General features: G+C 63.2%; 22 protein-coding genes and 1 tRNA gene. 12 read left to right on the top strand and 11 right to left on the bottom strand.

The window, feature by feature from the left end; all coding sequences use genetic code 11:
- Nucleotides 1–13 precede the first annotated feature (13 nt).
- The gene (locus C469_RS04180; protein WP_008004130.1) at nucleotides 14–1,390 is read right to left on the bottom strand and encodes a hypothetical protein; all 1,377 of its coding nucleotides are present in this window, start codon (nucleotides 1,388–1,390) and stop codon (nucleotides 14–16) included.
- Nucleotides 1,391–1,773: 383 nt separating this feature from the next.
- Here C469_RS04180 and C469_RS04175 point away from each other — a divergent pair, with 383 nt between their 5' ends.
- From C469_RS04175 to C469_RS04155, 5 genes are all read left to right on the top strand, one after another.
- Complete coding sequence (locus C469_RS04175; RefSeq protein WP_008004128.1) at nucleotides 1,774–2,832, top strand: ABC transporter substrate-binding protein; 1,059 nt, start codon at nucleotides 1,774–1,776, stop codon at nucleotides 2,830–2,832.
- Nucleotides 2,833–2,901: 69 nt separating this feature from the next.
- Complete coding sequence (locus C469_RS04170) at nucleotides 2,902–3,711, top strand: ABC transporter ATP-binding protein (protein ID WP_008004126.1); 810 nt, start codon at nucleotides 2,902–2,904, stop codon at nucleotides 3,709–3,711.
- The gene (locus C469_RS04165) at nucleotides 3,708–4,487 is read left to right on the top strand and encodes an ABC transporter permease (RefSeq protein ID WP_008004124.1); all 780 of its coding nucleotides are present in this window, start codon (nucleotides 3,708–3,710) and stop codon (nucleotides 4,485–4,487) included. Before C469_RS04170 ends, C469_RS04165 begins: the two co-directional genes overlap by 4 nt.
- A gap of 205 nt (nucleotides 4,488–4,692) precedes the next feature.
- Complete coding sequence (locus C469_RS04160) at nucleotides 4,693–5,664, top strand: ABC transporter substrate-binding protein (protein ID WP_008004121.1); 972 nt, start codon at nucleotides 4,693–4,695, stop codon at nucleotides 5,662–5,664.
- A gap of 126 nt (nucleotides 5,665–5,790) precedes the next feature.
- Nucleotides 5,791–6,786: a hypothetical protein gene (locus tag C469_RS04155; protein WP_008004118.1), complete on the top strand. Its 996-nt coding sequence runs from the start codon at nucleotides 5,791–5,793 to the stop codon at nucleotides 6,784–6,786.
- A 6-nt stretch (nucleotides 6,787–6,792) separates the two neighbouring features.
- Here the strand turns inward: C469_RS04155 and C469_RS04150 are convergent, their stop codons facing one another.
- From C469_RS04150 to C469_RS04140, 3 genes are all read right to left on the bottom strand, one after another.
- Nucleotides 6,793–8,583 (bottom strand): ABC transporter permease, encoded by a 1,791-nt coding sequence (locus C469_RS04150; protein ID WP_008004116.1) that lies wholly within the window; start codon nucleotides 8,581–8,583, stop codon nucleotides 6,793–6,795.
- Nucleotides 8,580–9,695 (bottom strand): ABC transporter ATP-binding protein, encoded by a 1,116-nt coding sequence (locus C469_RS04145; protein ID WP_008004113.1) that lies wholly within the window; start codon nucleotides 9,693–9,695, stop codon nucleotides 8,580–8,582. The genes C469_RS04150 and C469_RS04145 overlap by 4 nt, the downstream gene beginning before the upstream one ends.
- A gap of 79 nt (nucleotides 9,696–9,774) precedes the next feature.
- A complete protein-coding gene (locus C469_RS04140; protein ID WP_008004111.1) occupies nucleotides 9,775–10,989 on the bottom strand; it encodes a hypothetical protein in 1,215 nt (404 codons plus the stop codon).
- A gap of 170 nt (nucleotides 10,990–11,159) precedes the next feature.
- Between C469_RS04140 and C469_RS04135 the strand changes: the two genes are divergently transcribed.
- Entirely contained in the window at nucleotides 11,160–11,726 is a 567-nt protein-coding gene (locus C469_RS04135; protein ID WP_008004109.1) for a hypothetical protein, read from the top strand.
- Nucleotides 11,727–11,732: 6 nt separating this feature from the next.
- Here the strand turns inward: C469_RS04135 and C469_RS04130 are convergent, their stop codons facing one another.
- The 3 genes from C469_RS04130 to C469_RS04120 all read right to left on the bottom strand — a co-directional run bounded on the left by C469_RS04130 (nucleotide 11,733) and on the right by C469_RS04120 (nucleotide 14,161).
- Complete coding sequence (locus C469_RS04130) at nucleotides 11,733–12,392, bottom strand: flavin reductase family protein (RefSeq protein ID WP_008004108.1); 660 nt, start codon at nucleotides 12,390–12,392, stop codon at nucleotides 11,733–11,735.
- A 127-nt stretch (nucleotides 12,393–12,519) separates the two neighbouring features.
- Complete coding sequence (locus C469_RS04125) at nucleotides 12,520–13,125, bottom strand: CoxG family protein (protein WP_008004107.1); 606 nt, start codon at nucleotides 13,123–13,125, stop codon at nucleotides 12,520–12,522.
- A 46-nt stretch (nucleotides 13,126–13,171) separates the two neighbouring features.
- Nucleotides 13,172–14,161, bottom strand: a complete 990-nt coding sequence (locus C469_RS04120) for a hypothetical protein (protein WP_241429980.1) — start codon at nucleotides 14,159–14,161, stop codon at nucleotides 13,172–13,174.
- 102 nt (nucleotides 14,162–14,263) lie between these two features.
- Between C469_RS04120 and C469_RS04115 the strand changes: the two genes are divergently transcribed.
- The 3 genes from C469_RS04115 (at nucleotide 14,264) to C469_RS04105 (ending at nucleotide 15,951) form a co-directional block, all read left to right on the top strand.
- Entirely contained in the window at nucleotides 14,264–14,851 is a 588-nt protein-coding gene (locus tag C469_RS04115; protein ID WP_008004105.1) for a hypothetical protein, read from the top strand.
- A 178-nt stretch (nucleotides 14,852–15,029) separates the two neighbouring features.
- Nucleotides 15,030–15,100: transfer RNA gene (locus C469_RS04110), tRNA-Gly, on the top strand.
- 338 nt (nucleotides 15,101–15,438) lie between these two features.
- Nucleotides 15,439–15,951 carry a GrpB family protein gene (locus C469_RS04105; protein ID WP_008004104.1) on the top strand — a complete coding sequence of 171 codons (513 nt, stop codon included), beginning with the start codon at nucleotides 15,439–15,441 and terminating at the stop codon, nucleotides 15,949–15,951.
- Nucleotides 15,952–16,018: 67 nt separating this feature from the next.
- On the opposite strand, the gene C469_RS04100 is transcribed toward C469_RS04105, so the two are convergent.
- Complete coding sequence (locus C469_RS04100) at nucleotides 16,019–17,095, bottom strand: NAD(P)/FAD-dependent oxidoreductase (protein ID WP_008004103.1); 1,077 nt, start codon at nucleotides 17,093–17,095, stop codon at nucleotides 16,019–16,021.
- Nucleotides 17,096–17,243: 148 nt separating this feature from the next.
- On the opposite strand from C469_RS04100, the gene C469_RS04095 reads away from it, so the two are divergent.
- Nucleotides 17,244–17,561 carry a hypothetical protein gene (locus C469_RS04095; protein WP_008004102.1) on the top strand — a complete coding sequence of 106 codons (318 nt, stop codon included), beginning with the start codon at nucleotides 17,244–17,246 and terminating at the stop codon, nucleotides 17,559–17,561.
- A gap of 37 nt (nucleotides 17,562–17,598) precedes the next feature.
- Here C469_RS04095 and C469_RS04090 read toward each other — a convergent pair whose 3' ends face one another.
- On the bottom strand, nucleotides 17,599–18,270 hold the full coding sequence (locus tag C469_RS04090) for a metallophosphoesterase family protein (protein WP_008004101.1): 672 nt from the start codon (nucleotides 18,268–18,270) through the stop codon (nucleotides 17,599–17,601).
- A 108-nt stretch (nucleotides 18,271–18,378) separates the two neighbouring features.
- On the opposite strand from C469_RS04090, the gene C469_RS04085 reads away from it, so the two are divergent.
- The gene (locus C469_RS04085) at nucleotides 18,379–19,023 is read left to right on the top strand and encodes an HAD family hydrolase (protein ID WP_008004099.1); all 645 of its coding nucleotides are present in this window, start codon (nucleotides 18,379–18,381) and stop codon (nucleotides 19,021–19,023) included.
- A gap of 49 nt (nucleotides 19,024–19,072) precedes the next feature.
- On the opposite strand, the gene C469_RS04080 is transcribed toward C469_RS04085, so the two are convergent.
- Entirely contained in the window at nucleotides 19,073–19,738 is a 666-nt protein-coding gene (locus C469_RS04080; protein WP_008004097.1) for an O-methyltransferase, read from the bottom strand.
- Between the two features lie 133 nt (nucleotides 19,739–19,871).
- On the opposite strand from C469_RS04080, the gene C469_RS04075 reads away from it, so the two are divergent.
- Entirely contained in the window at nucleotides 19,872–21,548 is a 1,677-nt protein-coding gene (locus tag C469_RS04075) for an acyl-CoA mutase large subunit family protein (RefSeq protein WP_008004095.1), read from the top strand.
- 36 nt (nucleotides 21,549–21,584) lie between these two features.
- Here C469_RS04075 and C469_RS04070 read toward each other — a convergent pair whose 3' ends face one another.
- A complete protein-coding gene (locus C469_RS04070; protein ID WP_049911020.1) occupies nucleotides 21,585–22,388 on the bottom strand; it encodes a formate/nitrite transporter family protein in 804 nt (267 codons plus the stop codon).
- Between the last annotated feature and the right edge of the window lie 2 nt (nucleotides 22,389–22,390).

Raw genomic sequence — 22,390 nt, 5'->3', positions numbered from 1 at the left:
AAGGGGAAAGGCTCTACTCGGTGATCTCAAACGCGAAGTGGAACGCCGGCACCGGCCGCATCGGATGATTGTCGAGGTACGAGAGGTGTGCGTTGAGCTCGAACTCCGGCTCCTCCTCTTGCATCCGGAAGAGCGTCGGGTAGGCGTCGATGAAGTGCCACCCGGGCTGTCCCGAGGCCTGCAAAATGGTCCGAATCGTCGTTCCGTCCTCCTTATCGCTCAGCCCGCAGGCGTATCCCAGCGGGCCGTTGTCGTAGACGAAAAGCGGTGACATCTCGTACTGGGTCCATCCCACGCCGGTGAGTTCGATCTCGATTTCGGTCCCGACCGGGCCGCTCGTCGGCGAGAAGGTCTCGATGGAGGGTTGCATCATGAACCCCGTCACCGCCACGTCACGCCCGCCGACGCGGGCGGTTATCGGTCGCGTCGACCCGATGTCCTTCGGTATCGTCACGTCGACTTGGAATCGACCGTCCGCGTCGGTCTCGACGGTCGGTAGCGTCTCGGGCCAGGGTTCCGCTGTAATGGTCGGCAGCGGCGGTTTGTCCGGGCCTTGGGGTTCGTGGCCGCTGTGGTGGTACCAGATGAGATCGACTTCGGTGTGGGGCTGGAACTGCTCGCCGGTGATAATCGCCTCCGTCCCGGACTGGCCGTACTCCGGGGAGATCGACAGCTCGGCCTCGCTCGCCTCGTCTAACTCGGGGTAGTGAGTGCTGAGCGGGCGCTCCTCAGGCATGGGATCGACCCAGGCGGTTTGCGGGTCCGTCTCTGGTTCGGTCACGTCCACAGTCCAGGCCGTCTGTCGCCCGTTCGCGACTTTTCCGTACGGCGACTGAGTGTTGTTCTGGAGGAACGGCATTCCGCGATACCCCCGCCAGACCTGCAGGATGTGCTCGCCCGGCGGCCCGACGGCGCGGATTTCGGCCGTCGCCGTGCCACGGTTCCGGACGCCCGTCAGGAATCCGACGGTGGTGTTGTCCCAGGCGACCTGGTAGTTGTTGACCATCACGCCGGGACCCAGTCCGTAGCCCGTGACGACAACGAAGTCACCGAGTTCCGCGCTCTTCCGGTCGAGTTCGAACCACGGCGAGATCTCGAACTCGGCCTGATCGACGGTCGTTCCGTCTTTCGTGGTGACCGATACGGTGTGGAAACTGCCGTAATCTTCCGGTATCGTCCACTCGTGGTCGAAGCGACCGTCCGCGTCGGTGGTGACCGTCGCAATCGTCTCGGTTCGCGGGCGAAACTGCGGCCCGACAATTTCGTGGGCCTCGAGGACGCCCCACGACCCCTCGACGGTCCGCCACTCGATGTCGAACTGTTCGTCAGTCGGGAAGTTCCGACCGTGGAACGTGATCGTATCACCGACATACCCACTCTCGTCGCTCAAGACGAGCGTCCCTCGATGGTCGGGCTGTCGGAGGCTTGGCTCACGGTCTTCCGTTTTGGAGGAGCGATTGGGTCCCATCAGGCCGATGTGTAGTCCATTCCACAATAACTGTTTTGCAGGTTTCTACTGTCTCGGACTCTCACGACCGGGGAATTGGGAGGCTTTTTAATAAGGGGAAGAAGTGACTGTGACTCATGAAACGGGCGGAGCGATCGTCTGCCGACTCAACGGGACGACGGTCATCGACGTCGAAACGAAGCGAGACAGACGGCCGTGACGCGGCGCCCTCACGCCGACAGTTCCTCGGTGCCGCCGGAGCGACGACGGCCGCCGCGCTCGGTGGCTGTCTCGGGTCCACAATCGGGGGGAGCGGTACCGACACCGTGACGTTCGGGACCCTTCCCATCGCGACGGTCGTACCGATTCTCATCGCTCAAGAGGAGGGATACTTCGAGGAGCGGAACATCGAGGTCGAGCGCGAGCGAATCAACGGCGTCCCGCTGGCGGCGCCACAGTTGGCGTCGGGCGACATCGACGTCGCCGCCGGGTCGTTCGGGGCCAGCATCGCCAACTCCATCTCGCAGGACGTGCCCATCAAAATCGCGGCCGACATGGCACAGCACTACCCGAACGTACCGGGAGCAGCGCGGGTCTGGGCCCGGGAGGGCATCTACTCGGAAGACGCCACGTTCCCGGAGATCGCCGACGCAGTCGACGGGCCGCTCACGGTCGCACACAACGCCGAAGGCGGCTCACTGGACTACGTCCTCGGCCGGGTGCTCACCGCATACGACATGAGTTGGGAGGACGTGGAGGTCAACGAGATACAGTTCTCGAATATGGTGTCGGCGCTGATGTCCGGCGACGTAGACGCGTGCATCGCACCGGACCCGCTGGGACTGGCACTGGCGAACAACGCAAACGCCGGGCACGTCCTGTACGCGTCGGCGGTCGCCCCCCGGATGCAGATCGCCGCGTACTTTTTCGGTGGCCCGTTCATCGAGCAGCGAACGGACGTGGCCGTCCGATGGCTCGAAGGCTACCTGAAAGGGGTCCGGACGTACTACGAGATGGGTTCGTACCCGGACGACGAGGTCGCGACCATCATCAACGAGGCGTTCGACATCAACAAACAGGCGATCAAGTCGTCGGTCCCGGCAATCCCGAACAAGAACGGACGCGTCAACCAGGACGACGTGATGCGCCAGCAGGAGTACCACGCCTGCCGTGGGTACGTGGACAATCCCGTCGAGCGGAGCGAACTGTTCGACACCTCGCTGCTGTCGGAGGCGCTCGACTCGGTCGGGCGCGTCTCCGAGGCGGAAGCTGCTCCCTCGCCGGACCAAGTCAGACAGTGGGGAGAGAACGCACCGCGGCCGTACACGCCCATCGGTGAGATATCAGAGCTGCCCGACTTCCCGGGCGACACCATCTGCCAGTAATCGACGCCACCGAGTATGAATGGAGAGCCACCGAAAGCGTTCAATGAGCAGAACTCGAAGGCCACAGAGATGGCCGAGACTTCCCGCGAGGAGTCAGTGACCGAGTCCCCGTGTATCCGCGCACGCGGCGTCGGGAAGACCTACGCAGCCCGGTCAGACGATGTCGAGGCACTCGCAGACGTGGATCTAACGATCCACGATCAAGAGTTTTTCTGCCTGCTCGGTCCCTCGGGGTGCGGAAAGTCAACATTCCTTCGCATCCTCTCGGGACTCGACTCCGACTACACCGGGACGGTCGAGATCTCAGCGGCGCGTGCTGACGGTGGCTCCGTGACGAACATGGTCTTTCAGGAACACGGCATCTTCCCCTGGAAGACCGTCCTCGACAACGTCGCGTTCGGGTTGAAGATGGACGGCGTCGAGAAACAACGCCGCCACGAGAAGGCCCGAACCTACTTGGAGAAGGTCGACCTGGCGGAGTTTGCCGACTCCTACCCGCATCAGTTATCCGGCGGAATGAAACAACGCGTCGCTATCGCCCGCGCGTTCACGAACGATCCCGAAGTTCTCCTGATGGACGAACCGTTCGGCGTGCTGGACGCACAGACGAAACGCAACCTCCAGGCGGAACTGCTCTCACTGTGGAGCGAGACGAAAAAGACGGTCGTCTACGTCACACACGATATCGAGGAGGCGATAACTCTCGGTGACCGACTGGCAGTCATGACCGCCAGACCCGGCGGTGTAAAGGAGGTGCTAGACGTGGATCTGCCGCGACCGCGTACTCGCGGGTCGATCCCGACAGACGAGTTCACCACGCTTCGCGAGCGCGTCTGGGAACTGTTAAGCGACGAGGTTCAGCAGTCGGTCGAGCGATGAGCCAATCCCGCCGCCGTCGGTACACGTCCCCGCGAAAACTCGGGTTCCATGTCGCCCCTATTCTCGCGGTGTTGCTGTGTTGGGAGGTGCTCGCCAGACTGGCCGTCGTCAATCCGACCTTCTTCCCGCCGCCGTCGGTCGTCGTGGGCGTAACCGGTCAGTTACTCGTCGAGGGGTCGTTGGCCTATCACACTTGGGTCAGCCTGCGGCGCGTCCTACTCGCCTTCTTCGTGGGTTCAACGAGCGGTATCGCGATCGGTCTCTGGATGGGATGGTCGCGACCGATTCGACTTCTCGTGAACCCGTACGTGAGTCTGTTCTATCCCATCCCGAAGATCGCGCTCGTCCCTATCATGTTCACGCTACTGGGCGTGACCGAGACGGTTCGAGTGCTGGCGATGAGCATCGCCATATTCCTGCTGGTCGCGGTCAACACGATGGGTGGTGTCCAGCAGATAGACGACGCGTACATCGACGCCGCGCTCGACAACGGTGCCGGGACACTCGCATTGTACCGCGACGTACTGCTCCCCGGGTCGCTCTCGGAGATTTTCGCTGGGCTGAGCCTCGGTTTGGGCGTCGGGTTCAACCTCATCGTCGTCATCGAAATGCTGGCGGCGAAATCGGGGCTGGGCTATCTCATCTGGCGGTCCTGGCGTCTGTTTACCATCCAGCGGATGTACGCCGCGCTGGTGATGATAACCCTGCTGGGGATCGTCTTCATCTACGGCGTGGACGCACTTGGCGACCGCCTGACCTTCTGGGAAGCCGAATAGTCCCTTGCTGCGTTTCGCGCGGACCTCTGGCGGCGGCGAGTCGACGACCTCGTCGGCGGGGAACCGCTTGATCGACTCGGCAACGCTGTCGACCTATTAGATGGTTCCCGAGCCCAATGAATGATTTGACCGAACTGCAGTGACTCCGCGGATCGATCGCTTACCGATCGGAACTACAATCTACTCGCTGTTCGTGTTCGAATGCATGACGCTCGACCTCACGCTCGCCTGTCACGATTACGCTTGGACCGAGCCGCTCTGGGACGGTCGCGTGACCCCGGAAGGAGTGGACCTGACGGCCGTCGACTACCCGAATCCGACCCGCTTCTCCCGGATGGTCCACGGCCGCGAGTTCGACGCCTGCGAGCTCTCGATGGGCACGTATCTCGCCTCTCGGAGCGACCCCGACCGCTACCCGTTCACGGCGATCCCCGTCTTCCCGTTTCGGAAGTTCCGGCACTCGTACATGTACAAGCGCACCGACGCGGGAATCGACTCGATCGGCGACCTCGACGGCAAGCGGGTCGGGATCGTCAACTGGCAGACGACGACCGGTATCTGGCAGCGCGGGACCCTCGCGGAGCGGCACGGCGTCGACCTCTCGTCGATCGAGTGGGTCGCCGGTGGGTCGGAGATCGTCGACGTCGACGTGCCGGACCGCTACGACGTCGAGTACCTCGACCACCAGCGGTCGATGGTCGGCATGCTGACGGAGATGCTCGACCGCGGCGACCTCGACGCGGTGTTTCATCCGATCGACCTTGACGGTGCGAACGTGGAGCGGCTGTTCGACGACGTCAAGTCGGTCGAACAGGAGTACTTCCGCGAGACGTCGATCTTCCCGATCATGCACGCGATCGCGCTCGAAGACGAGTTACTTCGAGAGAAACCGTGGGTCGCCCAGAACCTCTACGACGCCTTCGAACGGGCCAAGGAGATCGGCCTGTCGACGCTCGACCGGCCGCGTGACCTCCCGCTCGTCTGGGCCGACATCCACGCCGACGAGCAGCGCGAGGTGCTGGGCGAGGACCCTTGGGAGTACGGGCTCTCCGAGGGCAACGTCGCGACGCTGGAGAGGCTTATCGATCACGCCCACCGGCAGGGCGTCGCCGACGAGCGGTACGGCCTCGAGGAGCTGTTCGCGACCGAGCACCTCGAGACGCCGTACTTCGCCTGAGAGCGGTCGGCCGAGTTATCACTGTTGACTGATCGATGTTCTCGTGGAGGTCGACTGTCTGTAGTTCTCGATCGCTGAGTACCAGCCCTACAACTATAGGACGCTCAGTAAAAGAATCGATCACAGATGACCATCGAACTCAGCCTGAGCAGCTATATCGGTGATATCGTGAGACCACTCATGACTGGAGAGATAGAGCCAGAGGGGATCGATCTAACGACAATCATCGAATACCCTCCGAAACGACACCGGCGGTTCTTCCGCCACGAGGAGTTCGATATCTGTGAGGTGTCGTTGGCCTCCTATCTCTCCTCGCGGAGCGATCCCGATAAACACGCTTTCACGGCGATTCCGGTGTTCCCCGAAAAGAAGTTTCGTCATTCGTTCCTGTTCAAACACGTTCACAGCGATATCTCGGATCCAACTGATCTAGCTGGCAAAAAGGTGGGCATACAGTCGTGGGAGACGACCGCAAACGTCTGGATTCGCGGGATCCTTCAGGAGTATTACGGGCTAGATCTCGAAACCGTTCAGTGGTTCCGACGGAAGGACGATGACGTCGGGGCATCGCTTCCTGACAGGTTCGATATCGCCCCAATCGCGGGAGAGCAGGGCGGTGATGCCGTCGAAGAGCCACTGGATCTCAAGCAGGCCCTGCTATCTGGTGACCTCGATGCGGCCATGGACCCCGCTGGAGAGATGTTCAACGCAGTTGTCGAATCCGAGACCGCCGAACTGTTTTTCGACGAGCCGATCGCCGAGGAGAAACAATACTACGCGGATACGGGTATCCACCCCCCGATGCACGTCGTTGCCATTCGAGATGAGGTCTTAGAGGCTCACCCGTGGGTCGCAGTCAACGTTTTTGATGCGTTCGTCGACTCCCGGGACCGGTGTTTTGAGCGGAACCGGAGTCCGAGCGCCAAGACCTCGCTCACATGGTCACATCTCCATCGCGTCGACCAAGCCGAGACGCTCGGTCCACACGCATGGGAGTACGGACTGACCGAACGGACTCGGCAGGAACTGCGGACGTTCATTCGGTATGCTCACGATCAAGGGCTGATTCCACGACAGTACGATCCCGAGGAGCTGTTCGTCGAATCGACGCTCGACTGCTGAGTACTGTTAACGGTGATCGAGATCGTAGAATCTGATACCGAATAGACGGAATACGACCAGTATCGACGCCAACAACAGCACGAAGATGGTCGAGACTGCCGAGACCAATTCGATGTTCGCCTGCTGGTAGTAGATATCGAAGATGTCGACTGGGATCACCCGCGTATCTGAGGTGTAGGTCATAATCGGAATCGAAAGCAGTTGGACGATGTGGACCAGCAGATAAAACCAGAGAATAGCCGTGGTATTCTTAAATAGTGGAAGGAAAATCTCTCGCATTTGCCCAACCCACGACGCACCCGAGACACGAGCGACATCTTCGAGATCGGAGTGGATCTGGACGATATTCCCGATAGCGATCCGCGACGAAAACGGTATAAAAACGATGACGCTGCCGATGATAATGACTCCCAGCGTGCCGTAGAAATTCAGCAGCGGATGAATGCGTCCCACCCACAAAACGGTGAAAAGGACGCCCGTACCCAAGATGATTCCCGGAATTGCTAGCGGCGTCAGCGACAGGAACTCGATGGAGGACCTAAACCGGTACGCCGTCCGCTGAGTGTAGTAGGCGATGCCGACGACCAGTATTGTGCCAAGTGTCGCGCCGGTAACTGCAACGATACCGCTGTTGAGAAACGACTCTTGGAGTCGCTGGCTGGTGAGGACATCCGCGTAGTGGATGAGCGAGAGGCTCGCGGGATCGAACTGCCCGAGCCACGTCGAGTGGAACGAGACGGCGATCATGACCACCAACGGGAGAATCCAGAGGACGAACAGCACGACCCAGAGTGTGGCCGCGATAGGCCATCGCCACCTACCCAAGTCCCACCGGTCGGGTTGGTATCCCCGTCCTGTGACGGTCATATAATCTTGGTTTCGGCTCGTAAGCCGACGGTAGTACCACATCAACACGGCCGTAACGAGGAGTAAACTGAGCGCCAACGCCGCCGACTGGCCGTACTCCGGTGGTGCCTGCTGTTGGATCGCCGCCCAGATTGCAGTCGCATACACATCGAATCCCTCCCGAACACCGAGGATCTCGACGACAGAGAACTCACCGAGTCCCCGCAAGAAAGTGACGAGCGCTCCCGAGAGGATCGCGGGCAGTATCAGCGGAAAGCTGATCGACCGAATCGTCTGGAAAATATTGGCTCCGTGAATACGGCTGACTTCTTCGAGCGCGGGGTCCATGTTCTGGAGGGCGGGAACAGTAAACAGGTAGAACGCTGTCACCCCGTTGATCCCTACGACGATGGTGATCCCAAGCGGGCTGAAAATGTTGATCGGGATTCCTACACCTAGTGTATCAGCAAGGAACGTTGACACAAGGCCGTTGTTCGGATCGTAGGTGGTGATGTACATGAGCGCCGAAATATATCCCGGCACGGCGTACGGTGAGAGAAGGACGAGTTCCATCGCACCTTTCGTGGGAAGGTTCGTCCTGACGAATAGCCACGCGAACGTCAGGCCAAGTGACATTGCGATCAGCGTCATGCCAAGCGCGACAAAAACGGAGTGAGACAGCAACGTCGGGACGTTGTAGGCCCCTTCGATGTACACCGAGAGTACGTTGTCGAGCGTGAACGAGGCGTCGAACTGTCCGGGATAGCCGGTCCAGACGCTCGTCCACAACAGAAACAGCAGCGGGACGAGCGTGAGTACGGCAACGGTCCCAACGATGGTCTTGAGGACGACACCTTTGGCTCTTGGATGGTCTACCGTTGACGTCCATAGCCGGACGAGCCGACTGATCGCGGCGCTGATTCGACTGTACAGCTCTCTGAGACCACTCATTCTGCGGGGTCCTCGTAGACCTGAATCGCCCTCGGTGGGACGTAACCGTACAGACTGTCGCCGGGCTCGTAGGACTGATTTATTCGTGTGTGAAGTGTCAGTTCAGTCTCGGTGCCCGATAGTTGGACTCGAATCTCGTATCTGTCATCTAAGAGTCCCTCGGCAACGACAATGCCCTCGAACTGCAAGGTATCGGCCTCGTTGGAAGCGAACTTACCGATCGAGATATCGCCGGGACGGAGGAAACAGACGACGGAGCCGGTCTTGGCCTCCGTTGCGACGTACCCAACATTATCATAGGGAATCCGTCCGAGATCGGTTCTGACGAGTATTTGACCGTCGGTGTCCGTCTCGATCACGCCATTAAACCGGTTCCGCTGGCCGACGAAATCGCGGGTGAACGCCGTGGTCGGACGGCGGTACAGCTCTCGTGAAGAACCGCTTTCGACGACACGCCCATCGCGTACAACGATCACCCGGTCAGCCAAGTAGAACGCCTCCTGTTGATTATGTGTCACATATAACATGCTAAAGCCGATCTCGTGTTGAAGGCGCTGTAACTCATAGCGCATATTTCGCCGGAGTCCCTTATCCAAGTTGCTCAGTGGCTCGTCCAGCAGCAACAGCGGGGGATCGTGAACCAGCGACCGGGCCAGTGCGACTCGCTGCTGTTGACCGCCGCTTAGATCGGTCGCAGGGTTGTTTTTGAGATTGGCAATCTCGACCATCTCTAGTACCGAATCGACGCGTGGCTCGTATTCGGCTCTAGATAGGTCGTGATCGCCGTGTTTCAGCGGAAAGACGACGTTCTCGTAGACCGTCTTGTGGGGCCAGATGGCGTAGTTCTGGTAGACCATTCCCACGTCCCGATCCTCTGGAGACCTCGAGACGTTCGGTCCTTGGACAGTCTCTCCGTCGATCGTAATTGCCCCTTCATCGGGAGTCTCGACCCCGGCGATACAGCGGAGGATCGTCGTTTTGCCGCAGCCGCTCGGTCCGAGGAGGGCGACGCTCTCGTCGACGCCGACCGTGAGGTCGACATCAGTGATCGCAAACTCATCTCCGAATCGCTTGCGGAGATTACGGACGGTTAGTTGGGCGTCATCTGGCATGAGTATTTCAGTATTGTCGGTAGTTCGATAGATGGTGTCGGACCGCTAGTAAGCCAAACGAGGTTGGCCGACGCTCCGATTAGAAGTCCAATACACCTTCGTCTTTGGCTTGCTGTCCAATCTCGATGAACTGACTGCTCTCCTCGAAGGAATAGTTGATAGTGTCAGCGTTCATCCGCTTTTGCATATATTCAGTCGGCTCCTCAGCAGCGTAATCAATGTCCGTGCGTCCAGGTGCGACCTGTGGCACATCGTGGATGATCCGGCGTTGGACTGCCGATTCAAGTGTCGCACTCAGGACGAACCGAGCGACCCACGGGTTCGGGGCATTGGCAGGGATCGACAGCTCGGTCTTCCATGAGCTCCCTTTCACAGGATCGACAAAGTTCGCACGGAGTGGGTACTCGTCCATCAGCGGATGGATCGTCGACGGGAAGTTGTAGAACATCATCGGCGTGTTTCCTTCGGCGACCGACCGCGCACCCGTCGAGTGGGACTCGACACCGACGAAGTTCAGATGATCGACGAGCGTTTCCATCCACTCCATGTTATCCATCTCAGTCTCGGCGGCGTGGTAGTCAATAATCCAGCCGATCTGATTGTCAACGACATACCCCGGTAGAGCGACCTCCAATCCCTCGTACTGATCCTCGAAGAGGTCGTTGTAGCTCTCGGGATAGTCGAGGCCCCGATCCTCAAAGACGGTCTCGTTGATCGGCATCACAGACCAAGCACCGCCATTGAGGGCATGAACCATCCACGGGTACACCTCATTATCGTTAAGAACGTCGGTAAACCAGAAGTTCTCTTCAAGACCGGTTTCGTAGTATTTTTCGGCGACCGATCGGCCGTCCTCTCGGATGAGTGCGGTTACGTCGTTTGCCGTTGTGATCAGATCGGCTTTTGTACTGTTCGCTTGGTGTTCCTGCATAAACCGCTGGGAGACGGCGCCTGCGTGAGCGTTGTACTGCTCAAGTTTGAGGCTCGTCCCGAACTCCTCGTTGATTACGTTGACCAGTGCCTCCCACGTTGGTCGGTCACCGTTTGCCGCGTAAATCGTTACTGTCGACTCATCATCGATCTGATCGGCTAACTCCTCGGTGGTCCACGGCGGCTCCGGCCCCTCAGTCGACCCCGATCCGGTCCCGCCGGCGCAGCCCGCGACTGCTGCGGCCGACACCGCGGCCCCGGTAGCGAGGAACGTCCGACGGGAGGTCACCCCTCCTCTACCGAGCCGCTGTCCGTCCGTCTCTGCTCGCTCCAGAGTGCCGTTTTCAGGCTTCTCGTCGCTCATGGACGGACCTCTTTCGTCGATATATAAATTGTTTCCGTGTTTTTCTATTAGGTGGCTTTTTGGATTTGAATACTAACGTGATAAAGGGGGACGGTAAATACGACAGATAACGTGATATTTGGTACGAATAATAACGTGAGATTTATGCCAACGGGGGTCGACGGGACCGTATGCGAGGCCCAGACGAGAAGCCGTTCGATCCGGCCGTCTCGCCGCTGTTCGTCAACGCGATCCACGAGGAGCTCCGGCAGGTCGCCGACGAGCGCAGGGGCGATCCGCGGCCCTGTCCGAACTGCGGCTCGGACGAACATCGGAAGAACGGCTATCAGAACGAACCGAAGACGGTCGCGCGGTTGGTCACCGCCGAGGGGCTCGAAGACGTCGGGGTCGACGTCCAGCAGTACGAGTGTCTCGACTGCGGGCGGTCGTTTCAGGGCGACCTCTCGGCGCTGTTCTACGAGGGCTGCGCGTACGCGAAGCCCGTCGTCGACCTCTGCGTGTTCCACGCCGCCGACGAGTCGCCGACCGCCTGTGAGCGCACGCTCCGACGGCAGTACGGCCTCCAGGTCCACCGAGACACCGTCGAGCGCTACGCGGACCGCTTCGACGACGTCGACGGACACGCCATCGACATCGCGGACCACCGCTACTCGCTGTCGTTCCTCTCGTTCCTCTTCGGCGACGAAGACAGCGACGAGCCCCACTTCGTCATCCAGCGGTCGACCGCCCTGTGGTGAGCCCCCTCAGTCGTCGAACTGCTCGCGGAGCTCCGGCGGCAGCGAGTCGACGACCTCGTCGCCGGGGAACCGCTTGATCGACTCGGCGGTGATGTCGGCGTAATAGCGGTATTTGGTCTTGGTCTCCTCCTCGCCCCAGTCGCTGCCCATGTAGGCCAGCACGTCGGCGTCCGGCGACAGGAGTCGACCGTCCATCCCGCCGGAGGTGACGTAGGCGTTCTCGACTTCCCCGAAGTAGTAGGTGCAGTCCATGAACTCGAACGACTCCATCACCGAACACTCGATGTTACCGGTGGCGTCGACCAACAGCGGCACGTCGACGTCCCGGCCGGGAACCGTTTCCAGATCGAGGTGCTCGATCTTGTCGATGTCCCGGCCGCTGACCATCCCCGAGAGCGTCAGCGCGTCGATCATCTCCATCGACGGCGCGGCCAGCACGAACTCCCCGCTCTCCTCGATGAGCTCGTGAGTCAGCGTCTTGTGGCTCACGGCGAGCAGATAGCGGAACGGGTTGTATCCGGCGAGCATCCACCACGAGGCGGTCATGAGGTTCGGGCCCCGCTCCTCGCTGTTGGAGACGACCAACGACACCACCTTCGGTTTAAATAGGGCGGTCGAGTCGTACTCGGAGATCTCGTCGAATGCGTCGGTCGGATCGGCTGTCATTGGGTGCCTTTTCGATTGCGCATGTATATATGACCTGCAAAAACGCTCTGACGCGGCAGGCGGCGGGTAGAGTCGTGCGAGACGACTGACCACTGGCGAGCAGGACCGGAACCGCACTGGGCAGCCCCTACTCGGTTTCGACGACGGTTTTGACGTTCTCGAAGTAGCGCTTGATGTCGCGGTTGACGATCGGTCGGAGGAGCCGCGGGCTCATCGTCCCGACGCCGCCGCTGATCGACACCTCGGCGGAGTAAGCCAGTTCGGCGCCCCCGTCGTCGGCCGGCTGGATCTCCATCCCCGCCAGGATGTCGAAGTCGCTGCCCGTCTTCGAATCGAACGCGGTGGCGCTCGTCACCACGGTGTCGGGGGGATTCATCTCGACGAACTCGGCCTCGCCCGACAGCGAGACGGTGAGGTGGCTCACCCCGCGCGTGATCTCGACGGTGTACTTCCGTTCGGAGACGCGCTCGATCGACTCCGCGCCCGGCACGCACTCGGTCAGCGTCACCGGATCCGAGATCGTCGACCAGAGATCCTCGGGCGTCGTCTCGATGGCCACCGAATCCGAAAACGTCAGCGTCCCGTCGGCTGACTCGGTGTCGATCTCGTTACCCGCGGCGGTCTCCGCGTCGGTCTCCGCACTCACCTCGCCGTGTTCGTCCGTGTCGATCGACTCCGAATCCGTCGGTTCGGCGGTGTTCCCGCCGGATGACTGTGTATCGTTGTGGTTCATTGGCAGTGTGTGCGGTGTAAAAATCGGTCCCGGAACCGCGCCGGCCTTACAGCTCGATGATCGTGAACTGGTTCGAGGCGATGCCGACGTTGTAGTAGTTCGCGTCGCCGTTGGTGACGACGACCTCGTAGCCGTAGGTCTCCGGTGCCAGATCGGCGGTGTCGAGCGTGCCGGACCACTGCGGTTCGGAGTCCTCGCCGCCTTCGTCCCACGACAGCTCGATCGGATCGAACGCGCCGTCGGTCGATTCGATCGTCACGGAGTCGAGGGTGTCGCTGCCGACGATCTCGCCGCTCGAGCCGTCGTAGACGCCGATGACGAACGTGACATCCATGTCCTGGGTGAACTGCCGCTCCGGACCGCAGGACTCGACGAAGCCGACCGACTCCTCGGGTGCCTGATTGTCCCACCACGTCTCGGTCGTGACGACGTAGTTGGTCGGATTCGACTGCTCGATGACCTCGAAGGAGTCTTCGAGGATACCGACGGTCTGGTAGTTGTTGTCGCCGTTGGATACCTCGACCGTGTACGAATACGAGCCGACCTCTGTGTCCTCCGGAATGACGAACGAGCCGCCCCACTCGTCGGCCGGGTTCTCCTCGTCGTCGCCGGCCCAACCGAGTTCGACGTTCTGGAGCCCATCGACGTTGACGACGACGCTTTCGAGGTCCTCGTCGGTGAGCTGGTCACCGGTCTCGGGGTCGAAGATGCCCACGTAGAAGACCGCCTGCATCCCCGGTACGAAGTACCGACTCGCGGAACACGACGAAATGAATCCCGCGCTCTCGGGGACGCCCTCGGAGCCGGCGCCGGTCTCAGCGGTGACAACGTAGTTCCGTGCTTCGGAGGATCCGCCGTCGGACCCGTCGCCTCCGTCGTCACCGTCGTCGCCCATACAGCCGGCCAGTCCGACGGTCGCCCACGTCGCCGCGCCGGTGGCTAACAGCCGTCGACGCGTCGTGCTCGCCGTTCCCGAATCGCTGGCGCTTGTTTGTTGTGAATCGGTTCTACTGGCCTGTCGTCCATCGGATCCCATGGTTCGACCGACATATCCGACACATATAAAGGCGTCCCCGGTTCGTAGGAAGCTAATAACCCGTGTTTAGATTTATATGCTGTCCGGAGGATACCAGCTAATATGAATCGAGACCAGCCTTCGGAACGAACCGACAGCACCTCCACCGAGTCGTCGGACGCGACCGACTCGCCGGTGACGCGCCGCCGTCTGGTCGCGGCGAGCGCGGCCACGTGGGCCTCGGTCAGCCTCGCGGGCTGTACGTACATCACTGATCCCGGGGTCGAAGACGAGGACGGACCGACCGTCACCAACGAGACGACGACGACCGGCAACACGACCAACGGGTCCACGAACGAGTCGACGAACGAGTCCGGAGGCGATTCGGGCGACGACTGCGCCAGTCTCGGGCGGTTCTCGGCCGGGATGGAGGTGGGCCTCCACGTCGGCATCTTCGACCCCGAGACCGGCGACCCGCTGGGCGCCGACGCGATCGACTCCGTCGTCGTCGAGTTCCCCGACGCGGACTACGGCCCCCTCGAACTCAACTGGGAGGGCGCACACGAGGCGTGGGACCGCTCGACGTGGGGCTCGAAGATCGTGACCGACGAGGAGACCGACCCGGGCGACTACGAGTACGAGGTCCACATCAAGGGCGGCGAGGCCACCGATATCGCGACCACGGTCACCAACCAGTTCACCATCGTCTGACCGCTTTTTCCGACAGTTCCGGTCTCGCGTCTCACACCGGTCGACCGCCCTTCGTCGACCGTTCTTCATCGACCGCGTTCAGCTGTCCGACGACGCGTCTCGGCGACGAGAACACGGAACGTTTATCAGAACTGTTCGGCCTACGTGTAGACGCGTTCAACAACGGACGCCCCAACGCGCGCCGGTGGTCTAGTGGTAGGACCTGAGCCTTCCAAGCTCATGGCCCGGGTTCAAATCCCGGCCGGCGCATCTTCCCGCACACTACGAACGAGGAGCGACAGCGACGAGTGAGTCGTGCGGGAAGATGCGCCAAGGGGTTTGAACCCTGGAAGTCGCAGCCCGGAACGGCGCGAAGCGCCGCACGCCCGGACCGTCTTCCTCCGGTTCAAATCCCGGCCGGCGCACTTCCGACTGACTTCGTCAGTCGACGTTTGCTTCGCTTCGCTCAGCAAACTCCCTTCGGTCGTGCGCCGCCCGTACTCCCACTCACTCGCTTCGCTCGCTCGCGGGAGTCCCGGCCGGCGATTTTCCTCGCTTCGCTCGGAAAATACTGAAAATTGTTTGTATTCCGAGGCAGAGGCACTTTCATGGTCGGGCCAGCTCGCGGCACTGTCGAGTTAGAGCCTTATCAGGAGTCGTGGAGCGACGCGTACGACGCGGAAGTCGCCCGGCTGATCGATGTTGTCGGCGACCGAGTCGATCGCTTCGAACACATCGGTAGCACCGCGGTCGAGGGTATGCCTGCCAAGCCGATACTCGACGTGCTCGCCTTGGTCGACGAGTCGACGACCGCGAGCGAGCTCGTCTCACCACTTGAAGCGTGTGGCTATGAACGCCGCCCTGACGAGGTGGACGGACGGGTGTTCCTCGCGAAGGGACCGCCGGAGAACCGCACGTGCTACCTCTCGATCGCCGAAGTCGGGAGCACGTTTCACGACGAGAAGATTGCTTTCAGAGACGCGCTCCGAGACGATTCGGAGCTCGCCGAGCGGTACGCCTCGTTGAAGCGACGGCTCGCGGCGCGATATCCCGAGAATCGGGACCGGTACACCGCTGAAAAGGGTGCATTCATTCGCGGCGTCCTCGACCGACAGGACTGACGCGTCGATCGGGCCCTGCAGTCGAGACATCTCCGACCCTCCGGCACTCGTCCGCAGCCAGCCCTCTTCAGTCGTCGTCGGCCGCGGGCGTTTCCACGTCGGCCTCGACGCCCTCCTCGCGCGGTCCGCCGGCGTGACCCTCGTGGGCGACCGCGGTCGCCATGAGCTCCGGCGGGATGGCGGGCACCTCGTCGGGGTCGACCGGGCCCTCAGCCTCGATCGACTCCGTCGAGCGCGGGAACTCGCGGATCTCCTTGTGGATCGCGAGGCCGGCCTTCGCGCCCTGACCCATCGCGACGGGCACCTGGTTGTGGCCGGGGGTGATGTCGCCGACCGCGAAGACGCCGTCCTCGCTGGTGCGGCCGTGGTCGTCGACGTCGATCTCGCCGCCCTCGGTCAGCTCGCAGCCGAGCCCCTCGGCCAAGGCGGTGTTGTAGTCGGAGCCGTACATCGCGAAGCCGCCGCGGTACTCGCGGCGGGTGCCGTCCGCGAACTCCAGCGCGTCGAGCCAGCCGGATTCGGGGTCGTTCTCGACGCCGGTTACGTCCTCGTCGACGACGTCGACCGGGTGCGCCTCCAGTTGGGCGGCGGTCTCGTCGCTCCACGTCGGCGCCTCGCCGCGGGTCAGGACGTCCACGTCGTCGGTCACGTTCAGCATGATCATCGCGACGTGGGCGGCGGCCTCGCCGTGACCCATCACGTACACGGGCTCGTCGACGAACATGTACGCGTCGCAGTGGAGGCAGTAGTGGAGCCCCTTTCCGGTTCGGGGCAGGGGCGGGTCCGGGCGCTCGTCGGAGAAGCCGGTCGCGAGGACGACGCGGTCCGCGAGGATCTCGGCGTCGTTCGTCGTCAGCCGGAACCGGTCGTCGTCGGTGCGGTTGACGTCGGTGACGAAGCCGCGCTCGAAGGTCCCGCCGTACGACTCCACCTGCTCGCGGCCGGTCGCGAGGAACTCGTTGCCGGAGGTGTCCTCGGTGACGCCGATCACGTTGTGCGTGTCGGCCATCATCGCCGCGCGGCCGCCGCCGCGGTCGATCAGGACCGTTTCGTGACCCAGTCGGGCCCCGTACAGCGCGGTCGTCAGGCCGGCCGGCCCGCCGCCGACCACTGCGATCTCGTACTCGTCGTCGGACGAACTCATTACCGGATATATGCGTCGCGGCGGTTTAAATGAAGTCGTGCTGTGCGCGCACCGCGGCCAGCCCGTTAATCCCCGCCTACCCGGTTCACGTCGGTCAATTCCGCGAGTCCCCGGAAGCTTATTACGGTTCATCGCCTCCGGTGTGGCAGTGCCCTCGCGACTCGCCGCCGCCGTCGCGCTCCTCCTCGTCGGCGCCGCCGCCGACATCGCCTCGACCTACGTCGCGGTCGCGAGCGGGCAGTTCGTCGAGGGGTCGCCGGTCGGCGCCGCCTTCATCGCCGCGTTCGGACTCGTCCCCGGGATGCTGTTCACCAAGGCCGCCGGAATGGTCCTCATCGGGATCCCCGTCGCGGTCGCCGGCGGGACCCGTCGGCTCGTCGCGACGCTGATGTGCGCCGGCGTCGGCGTCCTCTCGCTCGCGACCGCGGTGCGGAACGTCCTCTTCGTGGCTGGCGTCTGGCCGTGACGCGCCTGTTCGTCCGCGGGTCCAGCGCCGCGTTCCGTCACTCGCCTTTATAAAGACGCGCGGCCGTTCGCTCGGGGAGTCCGGCGTCGGCGACCGCCTCGCTCACCCGATCGATGTCGTATGCGACGCGGCGGAGATCGACCTCGTCGGTCTGCGTGTCGAGCACGGCGTACCCCGCGTCGGGGTCGCCGTCGCGCGGCTGCCCGACGCTCCCCGGATTAACGACGACCCCGCCCGCGACCGACCGCTTCCCCTGGACGTGCGTGTGCCCGAGCACGATCCCGTCGTGATCGCCCATGTGGCGGTCCAGATTCGGGAACTCCTCGGGGTAGACGTACGCATCCTCGCGCTCGGCCGCGGGGTGCGAGTGGACGAGGAGGAATCGCCCCCCCGCGAACGTCTCGGCGCGCGGGAGCCCGTCGAGCCACGCGCGCTGGTCGTCCGAGAGCGACTCCTTCGCGTGTTCGAGCCCGGCCTCGGCCATGCGATTGGCCCGGTACTTCTCGGGCGTCCCGACCGTGCGGTCGTGGTTGCCGCGGACGGTCATCGCGGCGACCTCGCGGACGCGCTCGACGCACTCGGCCGGCCACGGGTTGTACCCGATCACGTCGCCGGCGCAGACGATCCGGTCGACGGCCGGCATGTCGTCGAGGACGGTTTCGAGCGCGGGGAGGTTCGCGTGTACGTCCGAGATGAGGCCCACCTTCATCGAGTGGGGGTTCGGCGTCGACGCCCGAATAGCTTCGGCCGATACGGGTGCCTCTCGTTCGGAACCTACTTTTCGTCGCGGGGAGAGCCACACCCCGTGACGACGACAGTGTACTTCGACCTCGACGGGACCCTCCTCAATTATGCGGTGCCCTTCGAGGAACTCTTTGCGCGAACCCTCCCGATCGATCCGACCGAGGAGATGGCCGAGACGTACTCTGAACAGGTGCTCCAAGGGATCGAACGCGTGGAGTCGGATCCCTACGAGCAGGCCTTCGACGCCGTTCGCGAGCGATACGACCTCGATGTGAACCCGGCAGCGCTCGCGACGGAGTACGTTGAGCTGGAAGCCGCGGCGACACGCCTCGCCCCCGCGGTATGCGAACTTGTGGCGTCCATCGCGGACCGACACAATGTCGGCGTCCTCACGAATGGCGACGGCCGAATGCAACGCCGCAAGCTCGCGGAACACGGCCTCGACGACCTCGTGGACGCGGTCCTCATCTCCAACGAGATCGGCGCGCGGAAGCCGAGCCAAGCGATCTTCGATGCGGCGAGGGAGCGACTGCCCGCGGAGACGACGGTCTACGTCGGCGACACCTACGAGGAGGACGTCGTCCCGGCACGCGAAGCGGGGTTCGAAACGGTCTACGTCGGTGACGAGGACCCGTCCGATCCGTCCGTGACGGCTCGTGACACGGAAGCGTTGGCATCACTACTGGTCCCCCTGCTGACGGACGGAACCGAACGCTGATCTTCGGTGTTTTCTCGTCGAAAACGGCGGAAGAAAGGGCTGCGCGGGGTCACGCCACCTTCGTCGACACCGCGATCCCGGAACCGACCGGGAGGATCGCCGTCTCGACGGCGTCGTCGGAGCGCACGGTGCCGACGTACTCCCCGATCCCGCGGGTCTTCTCGTCGACCTCGGGATCGGGCAGCGGCGCGCCGTCCTCGAAGTGCGCGACGAGGTCACCGAAGTCGGCCGAGCCGCGGATGACGTTGTCGGCGACGATCACGCCGCCCGTCCGGACCTTCGGGAGGACAGTGCGGTACGCCTCGGCGTATCTGTGTTTCTGGTGGTCGATGAGGACCACGTCGAAGGGGCCGTCGTAGCGCTCGATCGTCTCCAGCGCGTCGCCGACCTCGAAGGTGACGCTGTCGGCGTAGCCGCCGTCGGCGGCGAACCGGACGCCGCGCTCGGCCTCGTCCTCGTCGAACTCCGTGCAGATCACGGCGTCGACGCCGCCGCGCAGGAACCACGTCGCGGAGTAGCCGAAGCCGGAACCGAACTCGAAGACGCGCTCGGCGTCGGTCAGACGAGCGAGCAGCCGGAGGACCGCCCCCGCCTCCGGCCCGATGATGGGGAACCCCCAATCGTCCGCGAGGGCCGCCATCTCCGCCTGCGTCGCGGTGTGCTCGGGCGCCGTCGCGGCGAGGAAGCGCTCGGTGGGGTCGGCGGCAGCGTCCATGCTCGGCGTTCGGCCGCACGTCACTTGAAACCGACCGTCCGCGGGGGTTCGGAGCGGTCGGGGGAATCGAGGTCGGCGGCGCGAGCGCGGCCGCCGAAAAGTGTTAAGTCCCGCTCGCGCGACCCGTTTACTAATGTACGATCCTGAGGAACTGGACGCGATCCGGGACGCCAAGGAGTCGTGGGAGGAGGGGACCTACGGCGAGACGGTCGACCGGTTCGGGGAGCGGAAGGAGACGTTCACCACCGACACGGGCGGACAGGAGGTCGACCCGCTGTACACGCCCGCCGACGTCCCGGACCACGACTACCGCGAGGACCTGGGGAACCCGGGCGAGGAGCCGTACACGCGCGGCGTCTACTCGACGATGCACCGCGGGCGGCTCTGGACGATGCGCCAGTACGCGGGGATGGGCACCGCCGCGGAGACGAACGAGCGGTTCAACTACCTCATCGATCAGGGCTCCTCCGGGCTCTCGATGGCGTTCGACCTCCCGACGCAGATGGGGTACGACTCCGACGCCGCGATGGCCGAGGGCGAGGTGGGACGGTCGGGCGTCGCCATCGACACCTTAGACGACTTCGAGACCGTCTTCGACGGGATCCCCCTCGACGAGGTGTCCACGTCGATGACGATCAACGCCCCCGCGGCGGTCCTCCTGGCGATGTACGTCGCCATGGGGGACAAACAGGGCGTCCCACGCGAGGAGCTCCGGGGCACCATCCAGAACGACATCATGAAGGAGTACATCGCGCGGAACCTCTACATCTACCCGCCCGAGTCCTCGATGCGACTCATCACGGACATCTTCGACTTCTGCGCCGCCGAGACCCCCAGCTTCAACACCATCTCCATCTCGGGGTACCACATCCGCGAGGCGGGGTCGACCGCGGCCCAAGAGGTCGCGTTCACCCTCGGCGACGGGATCGAGTACGTCGAGGCCGCGATCGACGCCGGGCTCGACGTCGACGAGTTCGCCCCCCAACTATCGTTTTTCTTCAACGCCCACAACAACGTCTTCGAGGAGGCCGCGAAGTTCCGCGCCGCCCGCCGGATGTGGGCGCAGATCATGGAGGAGCGGTTCGGCGCCGAGAACCCCAAGTCGAAACAGCTCAAGTTCCACACGCAGACCGGCGGCTCCACCCTGACCGCCCAGCAGATCGAGAACAACGTCGTCCGGGTGGCGTATCAGGCGCTCGCGGCGGTGCTGGGAGGCACCCAGAGCCTCCACACCAACGGGAAAGACGAGGCGCTCGCGCTCCCCACCGAGAAGTCGGTCCGGACCGCGCTCCGCACCCAGCAGATCCTCGCGCACGAGTCGGGCGCGGCCGACACGATCGACCCGCTCGCGGGCTCGTACTACGTCGAGAACCTCACCGACGGGATCGAGGAGGACGCCTTCGAGATACTGGAGGAGGTCGACCGCCGCGGCGGGATGTTAGAGGCCGTCAAGAGCCAGTGGGTCCAGCGGCAGATCCAGGACGTGGCCTTCGAGCGCCAGCGCGAGATCGAGGAGGGCGATCGGGTGATCGTCGGCGTCAACGAGTTCGAGGTCGACGAGGAGCCGGAGATGGACCTCGAAGAGGTCGACCCGGAACAGGAGCAGAACCAGCGCGAGCGCCTCGACGGGGTGAAAGCCGAGCGCGACGGCGACGCGGTCGACGACGCGCTCGCGTCGCTCCGCGAGGCCGCGCAAGGATCAGAGAACGTGATGCCCCACATCGTCGACGCCGTGAAGGCGTACGCGACGGTCCAGGAGATCTCGGACGTGCTCCGCGACGAGTTCGGGGAGTACAAGCCGGGGCGGTGAGGTCGATCGGTTAGTCGACCGATCCCCCTTTCGGCCTCAGTTCGCGCCGCGGACCACGTGGCCGTACTTCAGCAGCGCGACGAACACCGCGCCGCCGAAGGCGTTGCCGAGCGTCGCCAGCACGAGGAACCCGATGTAGTCGGTCGGCGTGATGGCGGACGAGACGATCAGCCCGAACAGCACCTCCACGTTGCCCGCGATCGAGTGCGGGAGGTGGAGCAGGCCGATCGTGCCGGTGACGATCAACACGAGGAGGATGCGCGCGGTCGTGTCCTGCGCCGCCGTCACGAGCCACGCCAGCAGCCCCATCAGCCACCCCGCGAAGACGCCGCCGACGAACAGCCACGGGAGGTCGTGATCGACGAGCTTCAGGGCGATCCTCTCGAACGACGCCGGGTCGACGACGCCGAGCTCCGGCATCAGGAGCGTCACGAGCAGGGTGAAGAACAGCCCGCCGACGACGTTCCCGACGTACACGAGCCCCCAGAGCCGACCCAGCTGTCGGAGCGACGCCTGCCGATCGAGCACCGGGATCACGGCCAGCGTCGTGTGCTCCGTGAACAGCTCCGAACGGCCGAGGATGACGAACATGAAGCCGATAGAGTAGACACTCGCCAGCAGCAGCTCGGTTCCGAGGTCGCCGAAGCCCCCCGGCGAGAGCGTCAACACCACCGCCATCATCAGCGGACCGAACCCGATGTCGAGCCCCGCCGACAGCCCCGAGAGCAGCAGCCCGGACCGCTCCCGCTGCATCTCGTGGAGCCCGCTCTCGAGCAGCGATCCGAGGATGTTCCGTGACGACATCTGCTCCGTCGTCGCGTCGGGTCGTGAGTCGCTCACTG

Origin of the sequence: Halorubrum lipolyticum DSM 21995 (genome assembly GCF_000337375.1) — an archaeon.
GTDB classification, from domain to species: Archaea; Halobacteriota; Halobacteria; order Halobacteriales; family Haloferacaceae; genus Halorubrum; species Halorubrum lipolyticum.
This window is presented reverse-complemented; position numbering and strand designations above follow the sequence as displayed.